Raw genomic sequence first — 21525 nt, 5'->3', positions numbered from 1 at the left:
ACCCAGGGCAAGGTCAACCCGGTGTCCCGCAGGTGTTCCCCGAAGGCCAAACGGAAACGCTATTTTTTGCGGCCCTTCACCCAGTTCAGACGGCCCCCCGCGGCGATAACCTCCAGGTCCTCCCGGGTCACGGGGGTGTCGCAGGAGATCTCCGCCCCCTTGGTGAGGTTGCGCACCACGAAGGGCCCGCCGGCGGTGATTTTCGACACGTTCAGGGAGAGCTTGTCGTCCCGGTCGATGCGGTCGTAGTCCTCGGGTTTCTGGAACACCAGGGGCAGGATGCCGAAGTTCACCAGGTTCGCCAGGTGGATCCGGGCGAAGCTCTTCACCAGCACCGCCTGCACCCCCAGGTACCGGGGAGCCAGGGCGGCGTGCTCCCGGCTGGAGCCCTGCCCGTAGTTGCTGCCCCCCACCACGAAGCCGCCGCCGGAGGCCAGGGCCCGATCGGGGAAGGTCTCGTCCACCACCTCGAAGACGTGCTTGGAGATGGCGGGGACGTTGGAGCGCAGGGGAAGGATCTTCGCCCCTGCAGGCATGATGTGGTCCGTGGTGATGTCGTCCCCCACCTTCAGGAGCACCGGGCCGTCCAGGGAGGCCCCCAGGGGCTTCATGACGGGCAGGGGGGCGATGTTGGGGCCTCGGCGGATGGTCACCTTGGAGGGATCCGCCGCGGGATGCTGGATCCGCCGGTCGTCCACCTTCAGTGCCGCGGGCTGCTGGAACCGGAAGGACTGGATCCCCAGCTTCTGCGCCAGGTCCCGGGGGTCGATCAGCTCCCCCGCCAGGGCGGAGGCCGCCGCCACCTCGGGGCTCACCAGGTAGACCTTGCCGGTCTTGTGGCCGCAGCGCCCCAGGAAGTTGCGGTTGATGGTGCGCAGGGAGATGCCCTCGGTGGGAGGGGCGAAGCCCATGCCGATACAGGCCCCGCAGCTCACCTCCAGGATGCGGACCCCCGCGGCCACCAGCTTGGAGAAGGCGCCGGAGGCGGAGGACTCCGCCACCACCTGACGGCTCCCCGGGGAGATCCCCGCGTCCACGTTGGGGTGCACGATCCGGCCGTCCAGGATGTTGGCCACCGCTTCGATATCCCGCAGGGAGGAGTTGGTGCAGGAGCCGAACATCACCTGGTCCACCTTCAGCCCCGCGATCTCCCGCACCTTCACCACCCGGTCGGGCTGGGAGGGCTGGGCCACCAGGGGCTCCAGGGAGGACAGGTCGATGTCGATGACCTCGTCGTAGACCGCGTCGGGGTCCGCCGCCAGGGGGACCCACTGGTCCTCCCGGCCCTGGGCCACGAACCACTGCCGGGTGACCTCGTCGCTGGGGAAGACGGAGGAGGTGGCGCCCGTCTCGGCGCCCATGTTGGTGATGGTGGCCCGGTCGGGCACGGAGAGGGTGGCGACGCCGGGACCGGCGTACTCCAGCACCTTGCCCACCCCGCCCTTGACGCCGATGCGCCGCAGCACCTCCAGGATCACGTCCTTGGCGGACACGAAGGGCTGGAGGGTCCCGGTGAGGTGCACCTTCACCACCCGGGGCACCGCCACGGGGAAAGGCTCTCCTGCCATGGCCAGAGCCACGTCCAGGCCGCCGGCTCCGATGGCCAGCATGCCCACGCCGCTGGAGGTGGGGGTGTGGGAATCGCTGCCCAGCAGGGTCTTGCCGGGGCGGGCGAAGCGCTCCACGTGGAGCTGGTGGCAGATGCCGTTGCCCGGGGGGGAGTAGAGGATGCCGTACTTCGCCGCCACGTCCTGCAGGTACCGGTGGTCGTCGGGGTTGCGGAAGTCCCCCTGGATCATGTTGTGGTCCACGTAGCTCACCGACAGCTCCGTGCGCACCCGGTCCACCCCGATGGCTTCGAACTCCAGGTAGGCCATGGTCCCCGTGGCGTCCTGGGTCAGGGTCTGGTCGATCTTCAGGCCGATCCGCTCGCCCTTGACCAGCTTCCCTTCCACCAGATGGGCCGAGAGGATCTTCTCTGTCACCGTCTGCCCCATGCTCCTCACTCCTTCTACGGCCGAGCCGGCCGGTTTTCGGGTACAAAAAGGGGACCTTCCCCCGATGCGGAAGATCCCCTCTGGAAACCAAGCGGGACGTCTCGTGCACAAAGCGACCCATGCACGGGATGTGCCTTGCCAGACGAGAATCCGACCACCGCAGACTCTTGACTCTCCCTCGCACCGGGCCGGTCTCCTGGCTTCCCTTCTTCCTCCCCTGCTCCTTCCCGGATCGAGGTCCAGTGGATGTCGCGGCAGGTTCGTCAGGGTCACAGTGGCGGGTCCGCTCCGGAGTTTCACCGGTCTTCCCGAGCACCCGAACGAGTTGGATTGCAGGCGGCTGAGCGCCTTGCGTGCCATTCTCGTAAGGCCCCGGTGCTTTGTCAAGCGCGTACTGTCTTTTTCCTACAATTCCGATAGATGGGTCGACCTGAATGCTAATAAAGTCACAAGCCATCGGCTGCATCTTCTCCTTTCTCGAAAGTATTGTCAATGCTGTATTCCCTTTTTCGTATCATTCAAATAGTTGCTTCGCTAAAAGTAACACACCAGATCAACGGGTTTCTTTTTAGCCCTCCCATCCCTTCCCCTGCGCGAATCTTTCCTCCCCTTCCTTCCCCGCCTCCCCCCGGGCAAACCGCCCCAGGGCCCTCTCGGGGGAGGAGAGGGCGTAGCAGTAGGCGCACCCCCCGGGGCAGGTGTCGTAGGCTCCCAGGTCCCGGCTGGGAGCGCAGCGGCAGCCGTGGCGCTGGTTCCGGTCCCGGCCCCGGGACACCGGGACGCCCCAGAGCCGGGCGATGCGCTCCCCGTCGATGCAGGCCCCGGAAGGGATCCCCCAGGGCTCCAGCCCCGCCTCGGCGCAGCTTCGCGCCTCCAGGCCGAAGCCCGCGGCGATCTCCCCCAGGTCTCGGGCCAGGGGCCCCCGGGCCTCCTTCGCCCGCTCCGGGTCCCAGGGTTCCAGGCTCGTCCCCCGAAGGGCCCGAAGCCGGCGCTCCGCCCGGGGGTACCGGTCCAGAAAGCTCAGGGTCACCCCGCCCACCCGGCCCGCCAGGGCGGCGCAGAGGGCGGAGAAGCGGCGGCGGTGCCAGGAGGGGTCGGTGGCGTGGGAGAGGAAAACCGGGTCGTAGCGCCAGAGGGTCCGATCCGAACCGAGGCGATCCCCCAGTGTGCGGAGCAGTCCCAGGGCCCGATGGGGAGGGAGAAGGCGGGGCTCCAGCTCCCGGGGGTAGCCCAGGTGGGTGGCCTGGATCAGGAACCGGTAGCCTCGGGCCTCCAGCCAGGGCAGGCGGGCAAGCAGCGGACCGGGGTTGCGGGTCCACAGAACCAGACAGGTCACCGCCTCCGGGGAAAGGTCGATTCGGGAGACCTGATGGGGGTTGAAGGGGTTGACGGTGAAGGCGAAGCCCGCCTCCAGACGCCGAAAAAGCCAGGGGGCGTAGAAGGCGGGCAGGTCGGTGCGGCGGCTGGCGCTGACGATCCCCGGGGAGACCTCAGGGGACCGGGAACCGTTCATCCTCCACGACCTCGTGAAGCCGCCCTTCCGCCCGATCCCAGGCGTAGGTGCGGGCGTCGTCGGCAATCCGTCCCTTGGTGTCCAGGAAGACCATGCTCTCCATCAGGGCCCGCTCCCGGGGAACCGTCCCCTCCAGGGGGCAGGCCAGGGGAAGGACTCCCACCACCTCGAAGGGCTCGGGCCACCCCTCCGGGGGCTCCACTCCCCGGGCGGAGAGGCTCCGAAGCAGTTCTTCCAGCCCCTGGGGGGCCAGGCGACCGAAGCGGTAGCGGGCATCGGAGGACCGGAAGAAGGGCTCCAGGATGCGGTAGGCCAGCCAGGGAGCCGCCGGATCCGGCAGGGCCGTGGCCAGGGAGGCGGTGAGGATCGCCGCGTCCGCCGCCCCCAGGGAGCGGGGGACCCTCCGGGGAAGCCACCAGCCGTGGACCTCCCCCCAGAGGGCGGGATCTCCGCCGGGGAAGATGCGGTCCACCAGGGCCAAGCCCGCCCCCACGCGGACCCGAAGGTCCTTGGACGTGGTGAGGACCCGCCACAGGGCCTCCTCGGTGCCCGTGTGGGGCTTTTCCGCCAGCAGCTCGATGCGCAGGGCCGCGGCGGCCTCCAGACCCAGCTCCCGCTTGGATCCTGCCTGGAAAGGTCCCGCCCAGGCTTCGCCCCCCAGGAAGCAGAGGACCCCGAGGGCCAGGGCCAGAAGGGCCGGATGGTTGCCTTTTTGCATCTTCGACACCTCCTTGTTGATGGGTCATCCTTAGACCCTGATGTCTTGTTGTCGCATTCCATCATAGTCCCTACGTTCCGGGAGGACCAGAGAAAAAAAGGGGCCTCCGCGAAGCGGAGGCTCCCCGAAGCGATGCGCCTTTCCCACCCTACCGGAATCTCCGGGATCCCTCAAGCCCTCCCGGAAAGGACGGAAACCCCCAGGGCCGCGGCCAGGTTTCGGGGATCCTCCGTACCCACCACCAGGAGCTTCCCGCCTTCCAGGGTCAGCTCCAGCGCCTCCCCGGGGGCCACGCTCCACCACCAGCCCCCCCGATGGAACTTGATCCCCAGCAGATACCAGGGAATCCGCCCCGGCCGGATGTCCCGGATCGTCTCCAGGGGCACCCTTCGGCGGAGAAGCCCGAAGGCCTGGGAGACCCGCAGGACCCGGTCCTCCACCCGAACCTCCATCCGCCCGAAGGCCCCAAAGGCCGCCCCCAGGATCAGCCCCGTCACCCCCAGGGAGGACCAAAATCCCGAAGGCTCCCCCGTCCCCCGGGCCGCCGCGAGCAGGACCCCCAGCTGCAGGAGCCAGGCGGCCCCGAAGATCCAGAGCAGGAAGCGCCCCCACTGGACCCTCCGGTAGAGGAGCATGGGGCCCCTCCCTCAGGGAAGCAGGGGGAACAGGGGTTCGTTCCCCACCACCCGGTAGATCCGGCCGGTAGGCCGGTCCCAGGCGTAGGCCCCCGCCCCGCCCACGGGACGCCCCATGCCGTCCAGGAAGGTCATGCCCTCGTTCAGGGCCCGACCCACCCGGATGGTCCCGTAGAGGGGGGAGGCCAGGGGCAGGGTTCCCGTCACCTCCAGGACCTGGGGCCAGCCGAAGAGGGGCTCCACCCCCCGGGCGGAGAGGGCGGCCCGCAGCTCCGCCACCGGACCGGGGAGGACCCGACCGAAGAAGTACCGCCCCCGGTCGGACCGGCACAACCCTTCCAGGAGAGACAGGGCCAGCCACGGCCCCCCCGGGTCGGGAAGCTGCGCCGCCAGCACCGCCGTCAGGAGCGCCGCGTCCGCCACCGCCAGGGGCACGGGAATCTGCCCGGGGAGCCACCAGCCCTCCACCTCGTCCCACCGGGCCAGGTCTCCGTCGGGACAGCGGCACTCGATGAGGTACAGCCCCGCCGCCGCCCGGTCCCGAAGGCGTCCGTCCCCCACCAGGGCCTCCCACAGGCACTGGTCGTTCACCCCGAAGGGGACGTACCCCCGAAGCTCCTGCCGGAGCCGTTGCCCCTGGGCGACCCCCTGTTCCCTTCGGACCATCCCGTCGTAGAGCCGGGAGACCTCGTCCCCTCGGGCAGGCAGAGCGGGCAGGAACGCCAGCAGCGCAAGCACCCCGCACAGGGCGGCAAGCCCTCGTCCCCTCTTCCCCATGATCCCCATCCTCTCGAAGAACCTCAAGACCCTAGTCCCGCAGCTTCTCGCGAATCTGGTAGACCCGGCCCGTGAGGCGGTCCCAGGCGTAGAATCCCGCCCCCCCGGTGGGGCGTCCCATGCCGTCCAGGAAGGACAGATCTTGGGCCATGGCCTGATCAAGGGAAAGCTCCCCGAAGAGGGGCCGGGCCAGGGGAAGGGTCCCCATGGCGGCCCCGAAGGGAGGCCACCCCCGACCGGACCGGATTCCCCGGGAGGACAGGGAGTCCTCCAGGTCCGAGATCGCGACGGGGGGACAGCGCCCCAGGAAGACCCAGGCGTCGGGGGAGGCAAAGAAGCTGTCCAGCAGGCGAAAAGCCAGCCACGATCCCGAAGGATCGGGGAGCTGCGCCGCCAGCACCGCCGTGACCAGCGCCGCGTCCGCCGCCGCCAGAGAAAGGGGGATCTGCTCGGGCAGCCACCAGCCCTGCACCTCCGACCAGCGGGCCAGGTCTCCCTGGGGGTAGAGGCGATCCGCCAGCACCAGCCCCGCCCCCACCCGCACCTGCAGGTTCCCCTCTCCCGTCAGGATCCCCCAGAGCTGCCGATCCGACTGCCCGGGGGGCACCACGGCCCGAAGGGCCGTGGACAGCTGCGCCGCCTGGCCCAGCCCCTCCGCCGACCCGGTCCCCCCGAAGGCGGGCAGGGCCAGGCAGCTCAGGACGCACAGCGCCGCAAGGATCCGACCTTTCCATCCGTTCATGGGCATTCCCCTCTCCATAGGTTCGTCGCTTCGTCTCGGTCCCATTGTACCCCGGCGCCGTTCCGGCATCTTCTCAGGGAGCCCCCGGGAACCACTCCGGCCCCGGCGCCTCCCCGAACCCCGGGAGCACCCGGTCCGCCTCCCCCAGGGCCTCCGCGGGGTGGGTGGTGGCCACCGCCACCACCTTCATGCCCGCCGCCCGGGCCGCCCGGACCCCCACCACCGCGTCCTCCACCACCAGGCAGGAGGCGGGGGGAACCCCCAGCAGCTCCGCCGCCCGGAGGAACACGTGAGGCTGGGGCTTTCCCGGCAGCTCCGCCCCGGAGACCACCGCGTCGAAGTAGGACAGGAAGCCCAGGGATCCCAGCACCGCCTCCAGGTTCTCCGGAGGTCCCGAGGAGGCCACGGCCTGCTTCAGCCCCCGGTCCCGGAAGGCCCGAAGCCACCCCTCCACCCCCGGGATGGGGCGCACCGTCCCCGCCGCCCGGGCCCGGAAGAGCCCCTCCTTGCGCTCCACGAACCGGCGAAGGAACCCCTCCTCCGGGACGTGCCCCAGCACCACCTCCAGGGCCCCCGCGTTGTTCCGCCCGAAGGTCCGGGCGAAGAGATCCCGGTCGAAGGGGATCTTCTCCTCGTCGCAGGCCTCCTGCCAGGCCCGATAGTGCAGCTCCCCCGTGTCCGCCAGCACCCCGTCCAGATCCCACAGCACCGCTGCCAGCGGCATGGCGCAGCCTCCCCTCGTCGTTCCAAGCCCCCTCAGGGACGCCGTGTCCCTTTTCCGCTCCCCCCGGGAACCTCCAGGGTCACCTCGAACCGGGCTCCCGGGTCCCCCAGGAGGACCAGGTAGCCCCCCGGGGGCGCCGAGGCCCGGGAGTCCGCCCCCAGGACCTGGCTGTCCGTCACCCCTCGGAAGGCCCCGTCGAAGAGCATCCACCGGGTCCCGGTCCCCCGGGAAGCCACCCTCAGGATACCCCCCTTCGCCCCGGGGTCCAGGCGAAGCCACTGTCCCTCCGTCCCCAGGGCCACCTGTCGGGGCAGGGCGTCGGCGGACACCACCGGGACCGTCTCCGCGGGGCGGTACCGGAAGCTGCCGAAGCGCAGCCACTCCTCCCCCTCCACCTCCAGCACCTTCAGGTCGTTCTGGTCCCGCCCCCCGTCGGTGGGGATGGTGATGCCCGGCAGGGCCAGCCGGTCCGACCGGGGCCGCACCAGGTACCAGCCCTGTCCCTGGGGCCCCGCGAAGAGGCTCCCGGGCAGATCGGGCAGGGACAGGAGACGCATCCGGGGATCCCAGGAGGTGTCCAGGCCGTAGGTCCGGCTGGGGAGGTTGACCGCCAGCCACACCCTCCCCAGGCGGGCCGCCCAGGGGGCTTCCAGGGGCGCTCCCGGTTCCAGCTTCTGGGCCAGGACCTGGTCGTCCTGGTAGATCCGCCCGTACCCCGGGGACCGCTGGACCAGGTACCGAAACCCGCCCTCCTCGGCGAAGGAGAACTCCCGAAGGGGGTCGCCGTCGGAGGAGAAGCGCCCGTCCTCCCGATGGACCAGCCCCGAGAAGGCGGGCTCCCAGCCGCCTCCCTCGGAACACCGGGAGATCGCCAGGCCCGCCGCGCCCTGCTCCAGGCGAAACAGCTGTCCCGAGGCGGCGTAGATCCCCGGGAGGAAGGGGGAAAGGTCCGGGGCCGGGGCGGGAGGACGGGGGGTCTCGGGGAGGAGCGGGGGCATCCGGTCCAGGAGGCCCCGTTCTACCAGCGCCGCCAGGAGCACCCGTTCCGCTAGGGCCACCGCCTGCTCCGAGCCGATGCGGGTGGCCCCGGTCACCGCCGCCCCCAATTTCAGATCCGGGATCACCACCACCGCGGACCCGTAGACCGACGAATCTCCCCCCTTCATCCAGGCCCGGAAGCCCGCCAGCTCCAGGCCGGGCTGGCGCACCGTGTCCAATCCCAGGCCGTAGCGGGAGGATCGGGTGTCCACCACCCGGAGGGTCCCCCCGGTCTGGTCCTCCCCCATGGCCCGAACGGACGCTTCCGAAAGGATCCGGGTCCCCTCCAGGGTTCCCCCGCCCGCCAGAAGGGCCAGGAGGCGGCAGAGATCCGTGGGGGTGGAGTACATCCCTCCCCCCGCCAGGGTGTTGATGAACTCCTGGGGAAGGGGACGGTCGCCGCTGTCCGGATAGCCCGGGGCGAAAGACCCCAAGGGGAAGGCCTCCAGGGGCGCCCGGGTGTGGGTCATCCCCAGGGGGAGAAGGATCTCCTCCCGCAGGAAGGCCTCGTAGGGACGCCCGGAGACCGCGACCACCAGCTTCTCCACCAGGGTGAACCCGTCGTTGCAGTAGATGCACAGGGCCCCGGGGCGGTGCTTCAGGTGGCTCGTCCTCAGGTTCTCGTACATGTCCTCCAGGTACCCCTCGTTGCGGGCGGTGGTGCCCGAGCCTCGGTAATCCCCCCCGGGGAAGCCGGAGGAATGGTTCAGCAGCATGCGCACCGTCACCTGCGACGCCTCCGGGGACTCCATGCGGAAGTCCCGAAGGTAGTCCCCCAAGGGACGGTCCAGCTCCACCAGGCCCTGGTCCGCCAGGCGCATCACCGCCACCGCCGCCAGGAGCTTGCTGGTGGATCCGATGCCGTACAGGGTATCCGGGGACGGCGCCAGCCCGGCGCTCCGGTCCCGCAGCCCGAACCCCCGGGCCCAGAGGATCCTGCCGTCCTCCACCAGGGCCACGGAAAGGGACCCCCCTCGGCGATCCTGGAGGATCTGCCGGGCGTAGCGGGTTCCCTCCTCCTCCGCCAGGGATCCCCCGCCGCCTCCCCCGCACCCCCCCAGGGCCAGGAGACCCAGGACCAGAACGATCGTCCACAACCCCACGGCTCTTCGGCGGTTCCCGTTCCCGGACATGGACATCCCCCCTCACCGGTTCGGCCAGATCTGCCAGAAGCCCCTCGCTCCGAAAGGCCGACCCTTTCGCAAACCCCCAAGCCCGGGCTTGGACGAAGGCCCGGGGCGGGGGTATCCTCGTACCCGGCCCCCGGGCCCATCCTTCCACCCAAGGCGGTGAGAGCCCTGTCCCCTTCGGCCTTCGAGAGCGTCTTTCTGGGGTTCATTCTCCTCTCGGGCTTCTTCGATGTCATCCTCCTGACCCGGAACCTCCGGGGCTGGAAGCGACTGGCCCTGGACCGGCGCCTCAAGGACCTTCCGGGCGCCCCGGAGGGCTACGACGGCACCCGGGAGTACCTGTACCGAACCCTCTCGGCGTGGCACCAGATCTTCGCGACCCTCACGGAGACCGCCGCCCTGTGGGCCCTCTTCCGGGGGGGGCTCTTCCGGCGGATGGTGGAGACCGCGGCGGCCCGGTTCGGGGAGGGGCCCGCAGGGGCCGCCGCCCTGGGCGCGGCCCTGGGGATCGTCCTGGCCCTCTTCGCCCTGCCCTGGACGGTGCTGCGGGTCTTCCGGGTGGAGCGGCGCTTCGGCTTCTCCCGCATCTCCCCGGGGCGTTTCCTGTGGGAGCAGACCTTGGGGGTGGGGCTGTCCGGCCTGCTGGGGGCCGTCCTGCTGGGGGTTCCCGCGGCGCTGCTGCCCCTGCCCCTGTGGCCCCTCTGGGCCTTCGGGGGGCTCTTCGGGGTCTCCGTGGCCGCGGCGGCCCTGATGCCCCTGGTGGTGCTGCCCCTGCTGTACCGGATGCGTCCCCTGGAGGACCCGGACCTGAAGGAGCGCACGGAACGGCTGCTTTCGGGGGCGCGGCTGCGCCTGGCGGGGCTCTTCGTGGCGGACGAGAGCGGCCGGTCCAGCCACCTGAACGCGGCGGTGACGGGGCTGGGGCGGACCAAGCGGATCCTCCTGTTCGACACCCTGATCTCGGCGCTGACCCCGGAGGAGGTGGAGGGGGTGCTGGCCCACGAGGTGGGACACGCCGCCTCGGGACACCTGAACCGGCGGCTGGGGCTGGTGGCGGTGCAGTACGCCGCCCTGCTGGCCCCGGCGGCGCTGCTGCTGGACCTTCCCGCCCTGGGGGGGGCCTTCGGCCTGACGGGGCAGATGCCCGGACGGCTGGCCCTGGCCCTGGGGCTCTCCCTGACGGCCTTCAAGACGGTGCTGGAGCCCGCGGCGGCGGCCCTGTCCCGCAGACAGGAGTTCGAGGCGGACCGGTACGCATTCGACCACGCTTCGGACCCCGACGCCCTGGCCCGGGCCCTCACCAAGCTGGGCACCCACGAACTGGCCTGGCTGCCCGAAGACCCCCTCACCGCCTCCCTCACCCGCAGCCACCCCACCCTGCCGGAACGGCTGCGGGCGCTGGGGGAGGGCAGGAGGGCTAAAGCGTGACTATAGCTTGTTCCAAAATTCAATACCCCATAGTATCGCAAGAATTGCCGCAAAGGAGCATGAATATTTTGGATTGGCAAGTTTGTGTAAAAAAAATGAAAAGACTACGACCACAAGAGCCATGATAGGCCCTATGGGCATAGATACGTTTTCGACTATCTTCCCACAAAAAATATACATAAACCCAATTATAATATAGTAATCATCTCTTTTGGCATTAATCTTTCTTTGTTCCAATGAAAGGAGCCCTCCCAGGGGAAGTAACCCCCCTAGGAGCTCGAATATTAACCCTATCCGCTTTGGCGCAGTTTGCGTAAAATGTTCAGATTCAACAGATATATATGTAAATAGATACATTACCAGATATAAAGCAATAAATATAAACAATAACCCAATAGCACGCCCTGCCTTGTCCTTGTTTGCTCTACCATAATTATATTCTCGGTTTTCTTCTCCTTGCTTTGTCAATTCCGTTATCTCAACCCTAAAAACCTGCTTTCTTGAAATTCTACCGCGTTCCATTGAAAACCACCCTCGCTCTCTGGACATGTAATTATCAAAATGCACCTTCTCTTGATAAGAGTATATCATGCAGCATAACGGTACTATCCCCTCCCGTCGGGGCTGCTGCTGGACCGAACTTTCCAGGTTGAGAGAACGGGCAAATTGAGAAATTTCATGAGGATTCCAAAGGAAACGTTCAGGGAAAGGCTCATTTAGTAAATTTCATTTTCTTGTTGTCTGGGAAACGTAGGAGGGTTCGAAAGTCGGAGTCCATCGAGTCTCCCTTCCGAGGGAAAGTTCGTGTTCCTTCACGGACGGAAGGGGCGAAAACTCCCCCCAACGGCCGGCGCCCTCCCGGGGGAGGGGAGGGCGCCGGGCTCCCCGAAAGGGAGCGGGAGGAGAGGAGGAGGGAAGGTGTCGGAGGATCAGACCACGAAGGGCAGCAGGTCCTTGTGGGGGCGGGGGATCACCGTCAGGTCCACCAGGAGGCCCTTGGGGGCGATGAGGTTTTCCGCCGCCTTGGCGGCGGTGCGCACCTCCGAGACGTCGCCGGTGAAACTGAAGAGGGCCTTGGCCCCCAGGCCCCGGCCCAGGCGGATCTCCAACAGTCGCACCCGGGCGGCCTTGGCGGCGGCGTCCGCCCCCTCCACCGCGGCGGGGCCGCTCATGGTCTCCACCACCCCCAGGGAGGCGAGGGCCCCCGGGTCCGTGGCCCCCGACAGGGCGGGGAAGAGGTCCGGGTGGGCGTTGGGCAGGAGGAGGGAGTCCGTCACCGCCTCCGCCCCCGCCGCCAGGCCCGTCTTGAGGGCGCTCTTCACCGCCCCCACCTGGCCTCCCGCCACGATGAGGTACTTCCCCGGGCAGACGGAGCAGGACACGTGGAGGGTCACGTCCCCTCCCTTGAGCATCTCGTCCGCCGCCGCCACGCCCCGGGCCACGCTGATCAGCTCCACCACCGCCAGCGCCTTGTCCATGAGGGTCTCACCCTTCCTGTCCCGCCGCGGCGGGTCGTAGAATCACGGCCTCGGGGGTCACCCGGACCACCTGGCCCCCCAGGGGGGCGTGCACCCGGGCCCCCAGGGCCCCCTCGGGGGGAGAGCCCAGCAGGGCCCCCGCCTCCAGGACCTGGCCCGGAGCCACGCAGGGAACCGCCGGGACCCCGGCGTGCTGCTTCAGGAGGACCGTCAGGTCCCCGGAGGGGCGCAGGTCTCCCCGGAAGGGGGAGGGTCCCTCGTAGCGCTCCAGCCCCAGGCGCTGCACCAGACGGTGGCTGGGCACCTGTCGGTAGGGCTGCTCCCGTCGGGGTTCGATCTCCCGCCTCGGAAAGTCGGGCCGGATCCCCGCCTCCCGCATCCGGGCCTTGAGGACCTGGTTCACCCGTCGAGGGGAGAGCTGCATGGGGCAGGCGTGGAGGCCGCTGCAGAGGTTGCACTCCGAGCAGAGGAAGGCCTGCTTGGCCACCTCCGGCAGTCCCATGGGGCCGTAGGCCAGCAGGCGCATGATCCGGTGGGGTTCCAGGTCGTAGCCCACCAGGTTGCGGGAGCAGGCCAGGGTGCACTGGACGCACTGACAGCAGGCCACCCGGGCCTGGTTCAGCATGCGCTCCACGTCCAGGGTCTCATAGCGCACCAGGGCGGAGGTGCGGGGCACCACCAGAAGTCCCTTGGTGGCCTTGGTGACGGGAAAGTGGGGGTCGAAGCGGTATTTGCCCGTCATGGGGCCTCCCTCGATGTACGCCGGGTCGTCCTCCGTGACACCCCCTGCGGCGGCCAGAAGCTCCGCCCCGTCGGTCCCCACGGGGACCCGCCAGACCCCCCGGGACGCCACCGCGCCCCCCAGGGTGACGTAGGTGTGGGTCACCGGTCGGCCCTCCAGGGCCTCCGCCACGTTCAGCAGGGTCTCGGGGTTGTTCACCACCGCCCCCACCAGGAGGGGCAGCCCCCCCTCGGGGACCGTGCGGCCCAGGACCTCCTGGATGAGGATCACCTCGTCCCCCGCGGGGTAGGTGTTCCCCACCTCCGCCACCTCCCCCCCGGCGGCCCGGAGGGCGTCGATCTGCCGTCGGTACTTCTTCTTGAGGCCAAAGACCGCCCGGGTCGCCCCCAAGGCCTCCGCCACGGAGGCGGCGGCCCGCACCAGCCGGGGGGCCTCCGCCTCCATGAGGTGCTGGTCCACCGTGAGGAGGGGTTCGCACTCCGCCCCGTTGATCAGGTAGGTGTCGATGCCCTCCGCGGCGAGCTTCACGTGGGTGGGGAAGCCCGCGCCCCCCGCGCCCACCACCCCCGCCTCGAAGACCCTTCGGGCCAGTTCCCCCCGCTCCATGGGAGATCCCCTAGACGATCCGGAACGCCCCGTGGAGCAGGCAGCGCCGGGTGCGGCAGAAGGACAGGGGGGTGGTGGGTCCCTGGCCGGTGGTGGTGGCGATGGTGAAGGCGGTGGGGCAGTCGCCCCCCACGCCGATGGAGGCATAGGAGGGGGCGTTCTTGGTGAAGATGGTGGTCTCCATGGCCCGGGCCATGCGGCTCATGTGGACCACGTGGGTGCTGTGGATGGCGGCGCTGTGCCGGAAACCGTGCTCCGCCCGCAGGGACGCCGCCAGGGCCTCGTCGAAGTCCGCCACCCGCACCAGGGGCAGCAGGGGCATGAGCATCTCCACCTGCACGAAGGGGTGGTCCTCCGGGGTCTCCACCAGGATCACCCGCACGTCCCCCCCCACCTTCAGGCCGATCTGCTCCAGCAGCCAAGGGGCGGACTTGCCCACGCAGGCCTTGTTGGGGGCGCCTCCCCGCAGGGTCAGCTCCATCAGCTTCCCCACGTCCTTCGGGTCCTTCAGCTCGAAGGCCCCGCTCTCCAGCATGTGCTTCTTCAGCTCGTCGGCGATGCAGTTTACCGCGAAGAGTTCCTTCTCGGCGATGCAGGGCAGGTTGTTGTCGAAGGAGCAGCCCAGGATCACGTCCCGGGCGGCGGCCCGCAGGTCCGCCGTCTCGTCCACCACCACCGGGGGGTTGCCGGGACCCGCCCCCACGGCGGGCTTGCCGGAGGAGAGGGCGGCCTTCACCACCCCGGGGCCTCCGGTGGCAGAGATGAGCTGGATGCCCCGGTGCTCCATGAGGAGCCCCAGGTTCTCCATGCTGGGCTGGGTGAGGGTGGTCACCAGGCCCGAGGGGGCGCCGCTGGCCTCCAGGGAGCGGGTCACGTACTCCAGCGCCCTCAGGGTGGACTTCACTGCCCCGGGGTGGGGGGCGAAGACCACCCCGTTGCCCCCGGAGATCATGCAGAGGGTGTTGTTGAACACCGAGGCCACCGGGTTGGTGGAGGGGGTGATGGAGGCGATGACCCCGAAGGGGGACAGCTCCTCCAGCACCAGGCCGTGGTCCCCGCTGGTGGCCTTGGTGGCGAAGAACTCCGGCCCCGGGGTCTTCTCCACGGCCAGGCGCTTTTTGATCAGCTTGTCGTCCAGCCGCCCCATGCCCGTCTCCTCCAGGGTCAGGGCGGACACCTCCCGGATCACGTCCCCCTCCAGCAGGTCCCGGCGCAGGCGGTCCACCACCCGCATCCGGGCCTCCAGGGAGAAGTCCCACTGCCAGGCCTTCTGGGCCGCCCCCGCAGCGGCCACCGCCTCGTCCACCTTCTCGTAGCCGCAGGAAGAAACCCCCTCCTCTCCCAGGAGGGAGAGGACCCGACCCACCACGTTTTCGATGAGCTGCTCCTTTGCCATCGCCATGGGAACCACCTACCTCCCTCGTCTCTTCCAGGCTTCCGCCCCCGCACCGGCCACCGTCACGTCCTGTTCCACCGTCCCGCCGCTGACCCCCACGGCCCCCGCCAGGACCTCCCCCCGCCAGAGGGGGATGCCCCCGCCGAAGACCACGAAATCCCGCTGGTTCTGCATGCCATAGAGAGCCGCCCCGGGCTGCACCAGGGGGGCCAGCTCCCCGGTGCTCATCCGGATCCGGGTGCAGGTGAAGGCCTTCTGGCGGGCCAGGTCCACGCTCACCGGCAACACCCCGTCCTGGCGCAGGAAGGCCGCCAGGGCCCCCGTCTCGTCCGTCACCGCCAGGGCCATGGGGACCCCCACCTCCCGGGCCTTCCCCTCCATGACCTCGATCAGATCCTTGGCCTCCTCCAGCCCCACCCCGCACCGGGGCGGATCCTCCCGAAGCTCCTGCATCACCCGGCGGGCGATGCGCCCCACCCGCTCCTCCCGGTCCGCCCACAGGGCCAGGGCGAAGAGCAGGTCGGAGGTGCGGTTCAGGGCGGCCAGCACCCCCTCGTCCGCCCCCTCCTCCCGTGCCAGGGCCACGGCCTGCCGCTCCGCCCCCCGCACCAGGGTGCGGGCCAGGTGGAGCGCCCCTCCCGAGGGGCTGTCCCCGGGGAGGACGAACAGGTCCGGGAAGGGACAGAGGGAACGGATCGCCTCGATGCGGGCCTCCAGCTCCTCCGGGGAGGGGATGGGGCCGTCGGGGCGGGCCCGGGAGATCCGGGCCATGAGGGCCATCAGGTCCTCCTGGGCCCGCCGGATGGGTTCTTCCAGGGCCTCGGGCGCCAGGGACCGGGCCAGGCCCAGGGCGGCTCCCGCCTGATCCAGCAGGCCGCTGGTCTCCACCCTTCGGTGGTCCTTGGGCACCGCCGTGCCGTCCCCCAGCCGGGTCAGGCCCCCGTCCCCCCCTCGGGTGTAGAGGCGCCCCACCTAGAGCACCTCCCGGTCGTCCACGTCCGATCGGTCCACGATGCCCACGATGGCCAGGTCCACCGGGGAGGACAGGTCCCCCGCGGCGCTCCGGGCGGAGCTGCCGGAGCAGAGGAGCACCGTCTCCCCCGTCCCCGCCCCCACCAGGTCCACCGCCACGGCGAACCCCACCTCGTCCCGCCCGGGGCGATAGGTACCCTCCCGTCCGGGCATGAGGGTCTGCACCACCAGGAGCTTGTGGCCCACCAGACGTTCGTCCTTCCGGGTGGCCACCACCGAACCCACCACCTTGGCAAGCTTCACGCCAGCACCCCCTCGTTCTTCAGGGCGGACAGGACCTGCCGCACGTCCGCCGCCGTCCCCCAGAAGGCCACGGTGTTGAGGTGCTGGGGGCAGTTGCCCCACACCTCCCGGACCGAAACGGGGGCCGCCTTGGCGCCCACGTCCACGGCGGCGAAGAGGTCCGCCACCTGCCCCTGTACCAGCAGCACCGCTCCCCAGGGGCCGGGGACGGCCTCGTCCTTCCGGAGGCCCATGCGCCGGGCCAGCATGGCCCGGGTGGTCTCCGAGGGCGCCTGGATCAGCCGATGGATCAACGCCATCCCGTCCCCTCCTCCCGAACCGGGATGCCCCGAACCCGAAGCCGTTCCCGGGCCTCCGGGGTCAGCCTCGCCCCCGGTGCCAGGACCACGGCGGAGCACCCCTCCGTCCGCCCGCTCAGCTCGCCCCAGGCGTGCCAGCCCGGACCGAGGCGCAGGGCTCCCGGATGGTCGGGAGCCTTCGGGAGCGGTGCGGCCCCTCCGGAGCCCAGCCACCGGACCCCCCGGGCCTCCAGGACCCCTCGGGCCTCCGTCCATCGGTCCCGAGCCCCCGCACCGGCCCCGGCCAGCCAGGACTCCAGGCGGGAAGGGTCCAGGAGCACCGGCACCCCTTCGTCCAGGCAGGCCGACGCCAGCCGGGCGGCGGGGGAAGCCCCCAACCCCGAGACCAGCTCCGCCACCAGGGAGACCGGGGGCTCCAGGATCGCCAGAAGCGCCAGGGTCCGGGCCTCCCGCTCCGGGAGGGAGAGGCCCTCCAGGAGGTAGAGGGGGTGCAGCCCCGCGGCGCGAGGCTCCTCCAGGTAGTGGATCCCCCGGGTCCCCGGAAGGGTCCAGGGGGAGGGCACGGCCCCCCGGCACCAGAGCAGGCCGATGCGGGGAAGGCGCAACAGCTCCGTCGCCCGGGCGATCAAGGCCTCCGGGTCGGGCCTAGCCACGGCGCTCCCTCCACAGGCGGGCGGCGATGCCCGCGGGGGTCACCAGCAGGGGATGGGGGGCCAGATGGACCGGTTCGCCCACCACCCGGGAGAGGACGCCCTCCGCCCCGGGGAGGACCGCCCCGCCCCCGGACACCAGGACGGGCACCCGGCCCAGGTGGCCGCTTCGCACCAGGTGGTCCCGCACGATGGTGCCCATCTTCTCCAGCACCGGCACCAGCAGGGGCACCAGCCTCGGTTCCTGGGCGATGCGCCGCTTGCGGGTCTCCGCCTCGTCGAACTCCAGTCCCAGGCCCCCCGCCAGCACCAGGGTCATGTGGGTGCCCCCGGTGGGCTCGTCGGCGGAGTAGACCACCCGCCCCTCCCGGAGCACCGAGATCCCCGTGGTGCCGCCGCCGATGTCCACGATGGCCCCCTCCTGCACCCCCAGGGCCTCCGCCGCGGCGGTAGGTTCCTCGTAGAGCCCCCGGCAGTCGAAGCCCAGGGCCTCCACCACGTGGGCGCACACCTGGGCGGTGCGCTCCCCCACCCCGGGGGGGAACGCGGCGGCCCCCACCCCCGGGAGGTCCCGGCCCAGGCGGCGCTGGAGTCGCTCCAGGCAGGACTTCATCCCCTGGATGGCCTGCCAGTAGTCCACCACCACCCCGTCCCGCACGGCGGCGCGGGAGGACTCCATCACCGCCGTCACGGGGCGCCCCTCCTCGTTCAGGGCCACCAGCACCAGGTTGGTGGTCCCCAGGTCGAAGCCCAGAAACAGGCGCTTCCAGTCCGCCCGGGGGCGCTCGTCCTCCAGGGACTCCTCCAGGGGGGCCAGGAGGTCCGTCACCCGCTCCGGGTCCCAGGGACCCAGGGAGGGCAGCTCCGTCTCCCGCACGTCCAGGTCTACACGCACCGTCGCACCCTCTCCTCCCCGGAGGGGGCAGGGGCCCCCGCCTCGTCCGGTCTCCCGGAAAGACCCGCCCCAAGGGGCCGAGTCCTCCCGGGTCCGGCGGAAGAGGCCCTCTCGGCCTCCCCCGCCTCCGCGTCGCCCCCTTCCCCCTCCACCAGGGGCGAAGGGGATGTCTCCTCCGGGGAGAGGCGCGCCTGCCGCCCGATCCGCCCCGGAATCCATCCTGTCCCCCTAGTCCTGGGAGATCGACACGTTCTCCGTCCGCCCTCCCTGGGGGGAGGGAAGGATGGTCTCCGTGTCCGTGTGGGGCCGGGGGATCACGTGGGTGGAGATCACTTCACCCACCCGGGTGGCGGCGGCGGTTCCCGCGTCCACCGCGGCCTTCACGGCCCCCACGTCCCCCCGAACCATCACCGTCACCAGGCCGCCCCCGGTGAGGCGCTGTCCCACCAGGGTGACGTTGGCGGCCTTCACCATGGCGTCCGCCGCCTCGATGGAGCCCACCAGGCCCCGGGTCTCGATCATGCCCAACGCTTCCTGAGTCATGGACCGGTCCTCCCTTCGTTCCTCCGCGCCCCCCAGGGGGCGTCAACGCCTCTTGGTCCTGCGCCGGGGGGCCCGGGGCGCCTCGGCGCCCGGAGTCGTCCCCTTCTCCGTCTCCTCTTCCTTCACCTCGGGCCCTTCGGGGGCCGGGGCCTCGGGCTCCTCCGCCGGTTCCGGCGTCTCCGGGACCTCCGGGAGGGACTCCTCCTCCGGGGGAGTCGGTTCCTCCGACGGGACGGGAGGCTCTTCGGGGAAGGAGACGGTTTGGCCCTCCCGCCACCCTTCCGCCCCCCGGGTCTCCCGGTTCCACACCAGCACGTCCCCCAGGCCCGCCGCGGGGCGGGGGATCAGGTCCAGGGACCACACCCGGTTCACCTTCTCGCTTGCGGCCTTCGCCGCGGCGAGGGCCGCCTTCACGGCCCCCACGTCTCCGGCGAGCTTCACGGTGACGTAGCCGTAGCCCTTGGAGATCTCCCGGCCGATGAGACGCACGTCGGCGGCCTTGCACGCCGCGTCCGCCGCCGCCACCGCCGCCGCCAGACCCACGGTTTCGATGAACCCCAAGGCGTTCTTCTGCCCGCTCATGCCGATCCATCCCTCCCTCCCGGTCGTTCTGCGAGGGCCTTCAGCACCGCCTCCACCAGGAGACGGGTCCGCCCATCCCCTTCCGGGAAGGACCGGGACGGGGCCGCGCCGATTTCGCTGTCCTCCGGCCGAGCCGCCACCCCGACCTCTGCCCCGGGGGGCGCCTTCCGGGGCACCGGCTCCCCCTTGGCCAGCCGGGCGGCGCACTGTCCCAGATGCCGCAGCGTCGCCGGATCGCTTCCCCCCTCGACCACGTAGGCCCGCTGGGGGATCTTGGCCAGGGCCACCGCCCCGCCCAGGGGGTCCACCCCCACCCCCACCTCCAGGCGGGAGCGGGTCGAAGCCTGCCGGGCCAGGGCATCCGCATCCCCCGTCCCCTCGTCCCAGGCCAGGGGCACCCCCTCCTCCTCGCACCCCGCGGCGACCCATCGGGCCGCGGAGTGATCCACCGAAGCGTCCACAAGGAGGTGGACGGAGGGCTTGTCCGAGGGCAGCTCCCCTGCCCGGCCGCACCAGGTCGCCATGGACCCCTACCCCGCCGCCGAGAGCACGAGGCCCGTGGCGACGGCGTTCCGGGGGCCTTCCTTGCCCCGGATGTTCCCCCGTCCCGCCACGATGCCGTAGCGGGAGAGGGCCTCGGTGATCAGGGTGGGCACCTCGAAGTCCGACGCCGAGCCCCCCACCAGGACCACGTGGTCCAGCATCCGCACGTTCCCCGCCGGGGCCACCTGTTCCAGGGCCCGGAGGGCGTTGGTCACGAAGACCTCCTTCTTGGCCTTGCGCCGCGCCGCCCGGACCTTCTCCAGGGTCACGGGCAGGGGGATGGGCTGAAGCAGGTCGTTCTCGTGGAGCAGCGCCACCCGGCCGAACACCTGGGGGTCCAGGGGGGCGTCGAAGAACCGCACCGTCCCGTCCTCCTGCCGGATGTGGAAGGCGCTCTCCGCCTTGCACAGGGGATACCGCTTGATGGATTCCGCCAGGTCCGGGTCCTCGATGCCCAGCTCGCTGGCGAGGATGGTGTTCACCATGTTCCCCGCCCCCGCCAGGTGCACCAGGTCCACGGTTCCGTCCTCTTTCATGAAGGAGGCGTCGCTGCTCCCCGCCCCCAGGTCCAGCACCGCCAGGGGGCGTTTCGTCCCCGGGGTGGTGAGGGCTCCCCGGATGGCCATGTCCGCCTCCACGCCCCCCACCTCCACCGGGACCCCCAGGTCCGCGCTCACCGCCTCCGCCAGGCGCTGCATGGGCAGCTCCTCGGTCTTCACCATCACCGCCAGGGCCACGCCGGATTCCAGGGAGAACTCCCCCGCCACCCCCCCCACCACCTTCTGGGGAACCAGGGTGTCCACCGCCAGGAGGTCCCGGATGGAGACCTCTCCCAGGGGGATGCCCGTGAGGTCCGACATGGTGCGCCGGACCCGTTCCATCATGCCTCCCACGTGGGTGCCCGGCTGGCCGAAGATGTTCTCCACCGGGGCCGACGCGGCCACCGTCGTCTGGATGGCCTCGGCCCCGTCCTCCACGTTCACGGTCCGCTTGCCCCCCGGGCCCTGGATGTACAGCTCCCCCGCGGGGATGCGTCGCTCCCGCACCTCCCCCAGGGGGGTGCGGACCACCACGGCGGAGCGGTTGCCCACCAGGGCCCGGGCCACCGGCACGATCTGCCGGGTCTCCTCCGGGGAGAGGTCGAAGAGGGTGGCGATGTCGTAGGGGTTGGAGAGCAGTTCCACCACCCGCCCCGGAGGGGCCACTTCCACGCAACATTTCATGTCCAGGGGGACCCGATCCACCGCGGACACCTCGTCCACGATGGGGATGCCCACGGGAAGCCGGTTCACGATGAGCACCCCGTCGTCGGCCTGGCAGATGGCCCCCGCCACCTCCACCCCCCGCCCCAGGGCCTCGGCGATCCCCCCGGCGGCCCGGGTGAAGTCCACGGACCGGGGGATCACGGGGATCACCGGATCCCCGGGACGAAGGGAGGGCAGGGCCTCGAAGGGCACCGTGCGCCCCCGACCCACCCCCAGACCTCCGGGGGTGGAGGGGTTGTGGCCGATCATGGTGGACTCCGTCACCACCGTCTCCGTGACGGTCTCCATGGCCACGTCCCCGATCACCGGGGCCGCCCGGTTGAGGCGGATCACGTCCACCACCCCCCACTGGTCCCGCCGGAACCCCGCCCGTTCCAGGGCCATGCCCAGGGACTGGCGCAGCCCCGACAGGTTCTGCAGGGTTCCCTTGATGCCCGTGGTGGCGGAGATGCCCGTGGAGAGGAAGGTGATCTCCTTCCCCTCCACCCGGGCCAGGGCCACCTCCGTGGTGGCGTTGCCGATGTCGATGCCCGCGACGAGGGACATGGA

22 protein-coding genes and 1 riboswitch are annotated in these 21525 nt (G+C 70.6%); of the genes, 1 reads left to right on the top strand and 21 read right to left on the bottom strand.

Annotation, left to right across the window (positions count from 1 at the left end; all coding sequences use genetic code 11):
- Positions 1 to 59: 59 nt before the first annotated feature.
- The 8 genes from APAU_RS00190 to APAU_RS14420 form a co-directional block, all read right to left on the bottom strand.
- Complete coding sequence (locus tag APAU_RS00190; protein WP_006299616.1) at positions 60 to 1997, bottom strand: aconitate hydratase; 1938 nt, start codon at positions 1995 to 1997, stop codon at positions 60 to 62.
- A gap of 169 nt (positions 1998 to 2166) precedes the next feature.
- Positions 2167 to 2331, bottom strand: a riboswitch (cobalamin riboswitch).
- 234 nt (positions 2332 to 2565) lie between these two features.
- Entirely contained in the window at positions 2566 to 3510 is a 945-nt protein-coding gene (locus APAU_RS00185) for a DUF1848 domain-containing protein (RefSeq protein ID WP_006299615.1), read from the bottom strand.
- Complete coding sequence (locus APAU_RS00180) at positions 3488 to 4228, bottom strand: hypothetical protein (protein WP_006299614.1); 741 nt, start codon at positions 4226 to 4228, stop codon at positions 3488 to 3490. Before APAU_RS00180 ends, APAU_RS00185 begins: the two co-directional genes overlap by 23 nt.
- Positions 4229 to 4398: 170 nt before the next feature.
- Positions 4399 to 4863 (bottom strand): PH domain-containing protein, encoded by a 465-nt coding sequence (locus APAU_RS00175; RefSeq protein ID WP_006299613.1) that lies wholly within the window; start codon positions 4861 to 4863, stop codon positions 4399 to 4401.
- A 12-nt stretch (positions 4864 to 4875) separates the two neighbouring features.
- Positions 4876 to 5640, bottom strand: coding sequence for a hypothetical protein (locus APAU_RS00170; protein WP_006299612.1), 765 nt, complete (start codon positions 5638 to 5640; stop codon positions 4876 to 4878).
- Between the two features lie 31 nt (positions 5641 to 5671).
- Positions 5672 to 6382 (bottom strand): hypothetical protein, encoded by a 711-nt coding sequence (locus tag APAU_RS00165; RefSeq protein ID WP_006299611.1) that lies wholly within the window; start codon positions 6380 to 6382, stop codon positions 5672 to 5674.
- Positions 6383 to 6455: 73 nt separating this feature from the next.
- Complete coding sequence (locus tag APAU_RS00160; protein ID WP_006299610.1) at positions 6456 to 7106, bottom strand: HAD family hydrolase; 651 nt, start codon at positions 7104 to 7106, stop codon at positions 6456 to 6458.
- 32 nt (positions 7107 to 7138) lie between these two features.
- A complete protein-coding gene (locus tag APAU_RS14420) occupies positions 7139 to 9241 on the bottom strand; it encodes a serine hydrolase domain-containing protein (protein ID WP_198004014.1) in 2103 nt (700 codons plus the stop codon).
- Positions 9242 to 9433: 192 nt separating this feature from the next.
- On the opposite strand from APAU_RS14420, the gene APAU_RS13155 reads away from it, so the two are divergent.
- Positions 9434 to 10702, top strand: coding sequence for a M48 family metalloprotease (locus tag APAU_RS13155; RefSeq protein WP_006299608.1), 1269 nt, complete (start codon positions 9434 to 9436; stop codon positions 10700 to 10702).
- On the opposite strand, the gene APAU_RS13150 is transcribed toward APAU_RS13155, so the two are convergent.
- The 13 genes from APAU_RS13150 to APAU_RS00090 all read right to left on the bottom strand — a co-directional run bounded on the left by APAU_RS13150 (position 10703) and on the right by APAU_RS00090 (position 21522).
- A complete protein-coding gene (locus APAU_RS13150) occupies positions 10703 to 11293 on the bottom strand; it encodes a hypothetical protein (RefSeq protein WP_156789377.1) in 591 nt (196 codons plus the stop codon).
- Positions 11294 to 11631: 338 nt separating this feature from the next.
- Positions 11632 to 12180 (bottom strand): BMC domain-containing protein, encoded by a 549-nt coding sequence (locus APAU_RS00145; protein WP_006299607.1) that lies wholly within the window; start codon positions 12178 to 12180, stop codon positions 11632 to 11634.
- A gap of 7 nt (positions 12181 to 12187) precedes the next feature.
- Positions 12188 to 13528, bottom strand: coding sequence for a 4Fe-4S dicluster domain-containing protein (locus APAU_RS14415; RefSeq protein WP_006299606.1), 1341 nt, complete (start codon positions 13526 to 13528; stop codon positions 12188 to 12190).
- Between the two features lie 10 nt (positions 13529 to 13538).
- The gene (locus APAU_RS00135) at positions 13539 to 14930 is read right to left on the bottom strand and encodes an aldehyde dehydrogenase (RefSeq protein ID WP_006299605.1); all 1392 of its coding nucleotides are present in this window, start codon (positions 14928 to 14930) and stop codon (positions 13539 to 13541) included.
- Positions 14931 to 14939: 9 nt separating this feature from the next.
- A complete protein-coding gene (locus APAU_RS00130) occupies positions 14940 to 15896 on the bottom strand; it encodes a cob(I)yrinic acid a,c-diamide adenosyltransferase (protein WP_006299604.1) in 957 nt (318 codons plus the stop codon).
- Positions 15897 to 16199, bottom strand: a complete 303-nt coding sequence (locus tag APAU_RS00125; RefSeq protein WP_006299603.1) for a EutN/CcmL family microcompartment protein — start codon at positions 16197 to 16199, stop codon at positions 15897 to 15899. It lies immediately after the preceding gene.
- Entirely contained in the window at positions 16196 to 16498 is a 303-nt protein-coding gene (locus APAU_RS00120; RefSeq protein ID WP_006299602.1) for a hypothetical protein, read from the bottom strand. The genes APAU_RS00125 and APAU_RS00120 overlap by 4 nt, the downstream gene beginning before the upstream one ends.
- A complete protein-coding gene (locus APAU_RS00115) occupies positions 16489 to 17151 on the bottom strand; it encodes a hypothetical protein (RefSeq protein ID WP_006299601.1) in 663 nt (220 codons plus the stop codon). Before APAU_RS00115 ends, APAU_RS00120 begins: the two co-directional genes overlap by 10 nt.
- Entirely contained in the window at positions 17144 to 18043 is a 900-nt protein-coding gene (gene eutJ, locus APAU_RS00110; RefSeq protein ID WP_006299600.1) for an ethanolamine utilization protein EutJ, read from the bottom strand. The genes APAU_RS00115 and eutJ overlap by 8 nt, the downstream gene beginning before the upstream one ends.
- Before the next feature lie 228 nt (positions 18044 to 18271).
- Positions 18272 to 18586 carry a BMC domain-containing protein gene (locus APAU_RS00105; protein ID WP_006299599.1) on the bottom strand — a complete coding sequence of 105 codons (315 nt, stop codon included), beginning with the start codon at positions 18584 to 18586 and terminating at the stop codon, positions 18272 to 18274.
- 42 nt (positions 18587 to 18628) lie between these two features.
- The gene (locus tag APAU_RS14820; protein WP_006299598.1) at positions 18629 to 19168 is read right to left on the bottom strand and encodes a BMC domain-containing protein; all 540 of its coding nucleotides are present in this window, start codon (positions 19166 to 19168) and stop codon (positions 18629 to 18631) included.
- Entirely contained in the window at positions 19165 to 19692 is a 528-nt protein-coding gene (locus APAU_RS00095) for a glycerol dehydratase reactivase beta/small subunit family protein (RefSeq protein WP_006299597.1), read from the bottom strand. Before APAU_RS00095 ends, APAU_RS14820 begins: the two co-directional genes overlap by 4 nt.
- Positions 19693 to 19698: 6 nt before the next feature.
- Positions 19699 to 21522 carry a diol dehydratase reactivase subunit alpha gene (locus APAU_RS00090; RefSeq protein WP_006299596.1) on the bottom strand — a complete coding sequence of 608 codons (1824 nt, stop codon included), beginning with the start codon at positions 21520 to 21522 and terminating at the stop codon, positions 19699 to 19701.
- Positions 21523 to 21525: the final 3 nt, after the last annotated feature.

The sequence above is a fragment of the Aminomonas paucivorans DSM 12260 genome (assembly GCF_000165795.1).
GTDB lineage: Bacteria > Synergistota > Synergistia > Synergistales > Synergistaceae > Aminomonas > Aminomonas paucivorans.
Note: the sequence above shows the minus strand (reverse complement) of the source record. Positions and strands in the feature narration are given on the sequence as shown.

Coding starts and splice junctions, on each gene's coding strand:
- APAU_RS00095 (WP_006299597.1), bottom strand. CDS start 19,692: ATGGCGACCTGGTGCGGCCGGGCAGGGGAGCTGCCCTCGGACAAGCCC.
- APAU_RS00120 (WP_006299602.1), bottom strand. CDS start 16,498: ATGGCGTTGATCCATCGGCTGATCCAGGCGCCCTCGGAGACCACCCGG.
- APAU_RS13150 (WP_156789377.1), bottom strand. CDS start 11,293: ATGATATACTCTTATCAAGAGAAGGTGCATTTTGATAATTACATGTCC.
- APAU_RS00145 (WP_006299607.1), bottom strand. CDS start 12,180: ATGGACAAGGCGCTGGCGGTGGTGGAGCTGATCAGCGTGGCCCGGGGC.
- APAU_RS00105 (WP_006299599.1), bottom strand. CDS start 18,586: ATGACTCAGGAAGCGTTGGGCATGATCGAGACCCGGGGCCTGGTGGGC.
- APAU_RS14820 (WP_006299598.1), bottom strand. CDS start 19,168: ATGAGCGGGCAGAAGAACGCCTTGGGGTTCATCGAAACCGTGGGTCTG.
- APAU_RS00170 (WP_006299612.1), bottom strand. CDS start 5,640: ATGGGGAAGAGGGGACGAGGGCTTGCCGCCCTGTGCGGGGTGCTTGCG.
- APAU_RS00090 (WP_006299596.1), bottom strand. CDS start 21,522: ATGTCCCTCGTCGCGGGCATCGACATCGGCAACGCCACCACGGAGGTG.
- APAU_RS00175 (WP_006299613.1), bottom strand. CDS start 4,863: ATGCTCCTCTACCGGAGGGTCCAGTGGGGGCGCTTCCTGCTCTGGATC.
- APAU_RS00190 (WP_006299616.1), bottom strand. CDS start 1,997: ATGGGGCAGACGGTGACAGAGAAGATCCTCTCGGCCCATCTGGTGGAA.
- APAU_RS00180 (WP_006299614.1), bottom strand. CDS start 4,228: ATGCAAAAAGGCAACCATCCGGCCCTTCTGGCCCTGGCCCTCGGGGTC.
- APAU_RS00135 (WP_006299605.1), bottom strand. CDS start 14,930: ATGGCGATGGCAAAGGAGCAGCTCATCGAAAACGTGGTGGGTCGGGTC.
- APAU_RS00160 (WP_006299610.1), bottom strand. CDS start 7,106: ATGCCGCTGGCAGCGGTGCTGTGGGATCTGGACGGGGTGCTGGCGGAC.
- APAU_RS14415 (WP_006299606.1), bottom strand. CDS start 13,528: ATGGAGCGGGGGGAACTGGCCCGAAGGGTCTTCGAGGCGGGGGTGGTG.
- APAU_RS00185 (WP_006299615.1), bottom strand. CDS start 3,510: ATGAACGGTTCCCGGTCCCCTGAGGTCTCCCCGGGGATCGTCAGCGCC.
- APAU_RS00165 (WP_006299611.1), bottom strand. CDS start 6,382: ATGAACGGATGGAAAGGTCGGATCCTTGCGGCGCTGTGCGTCCTGAGC.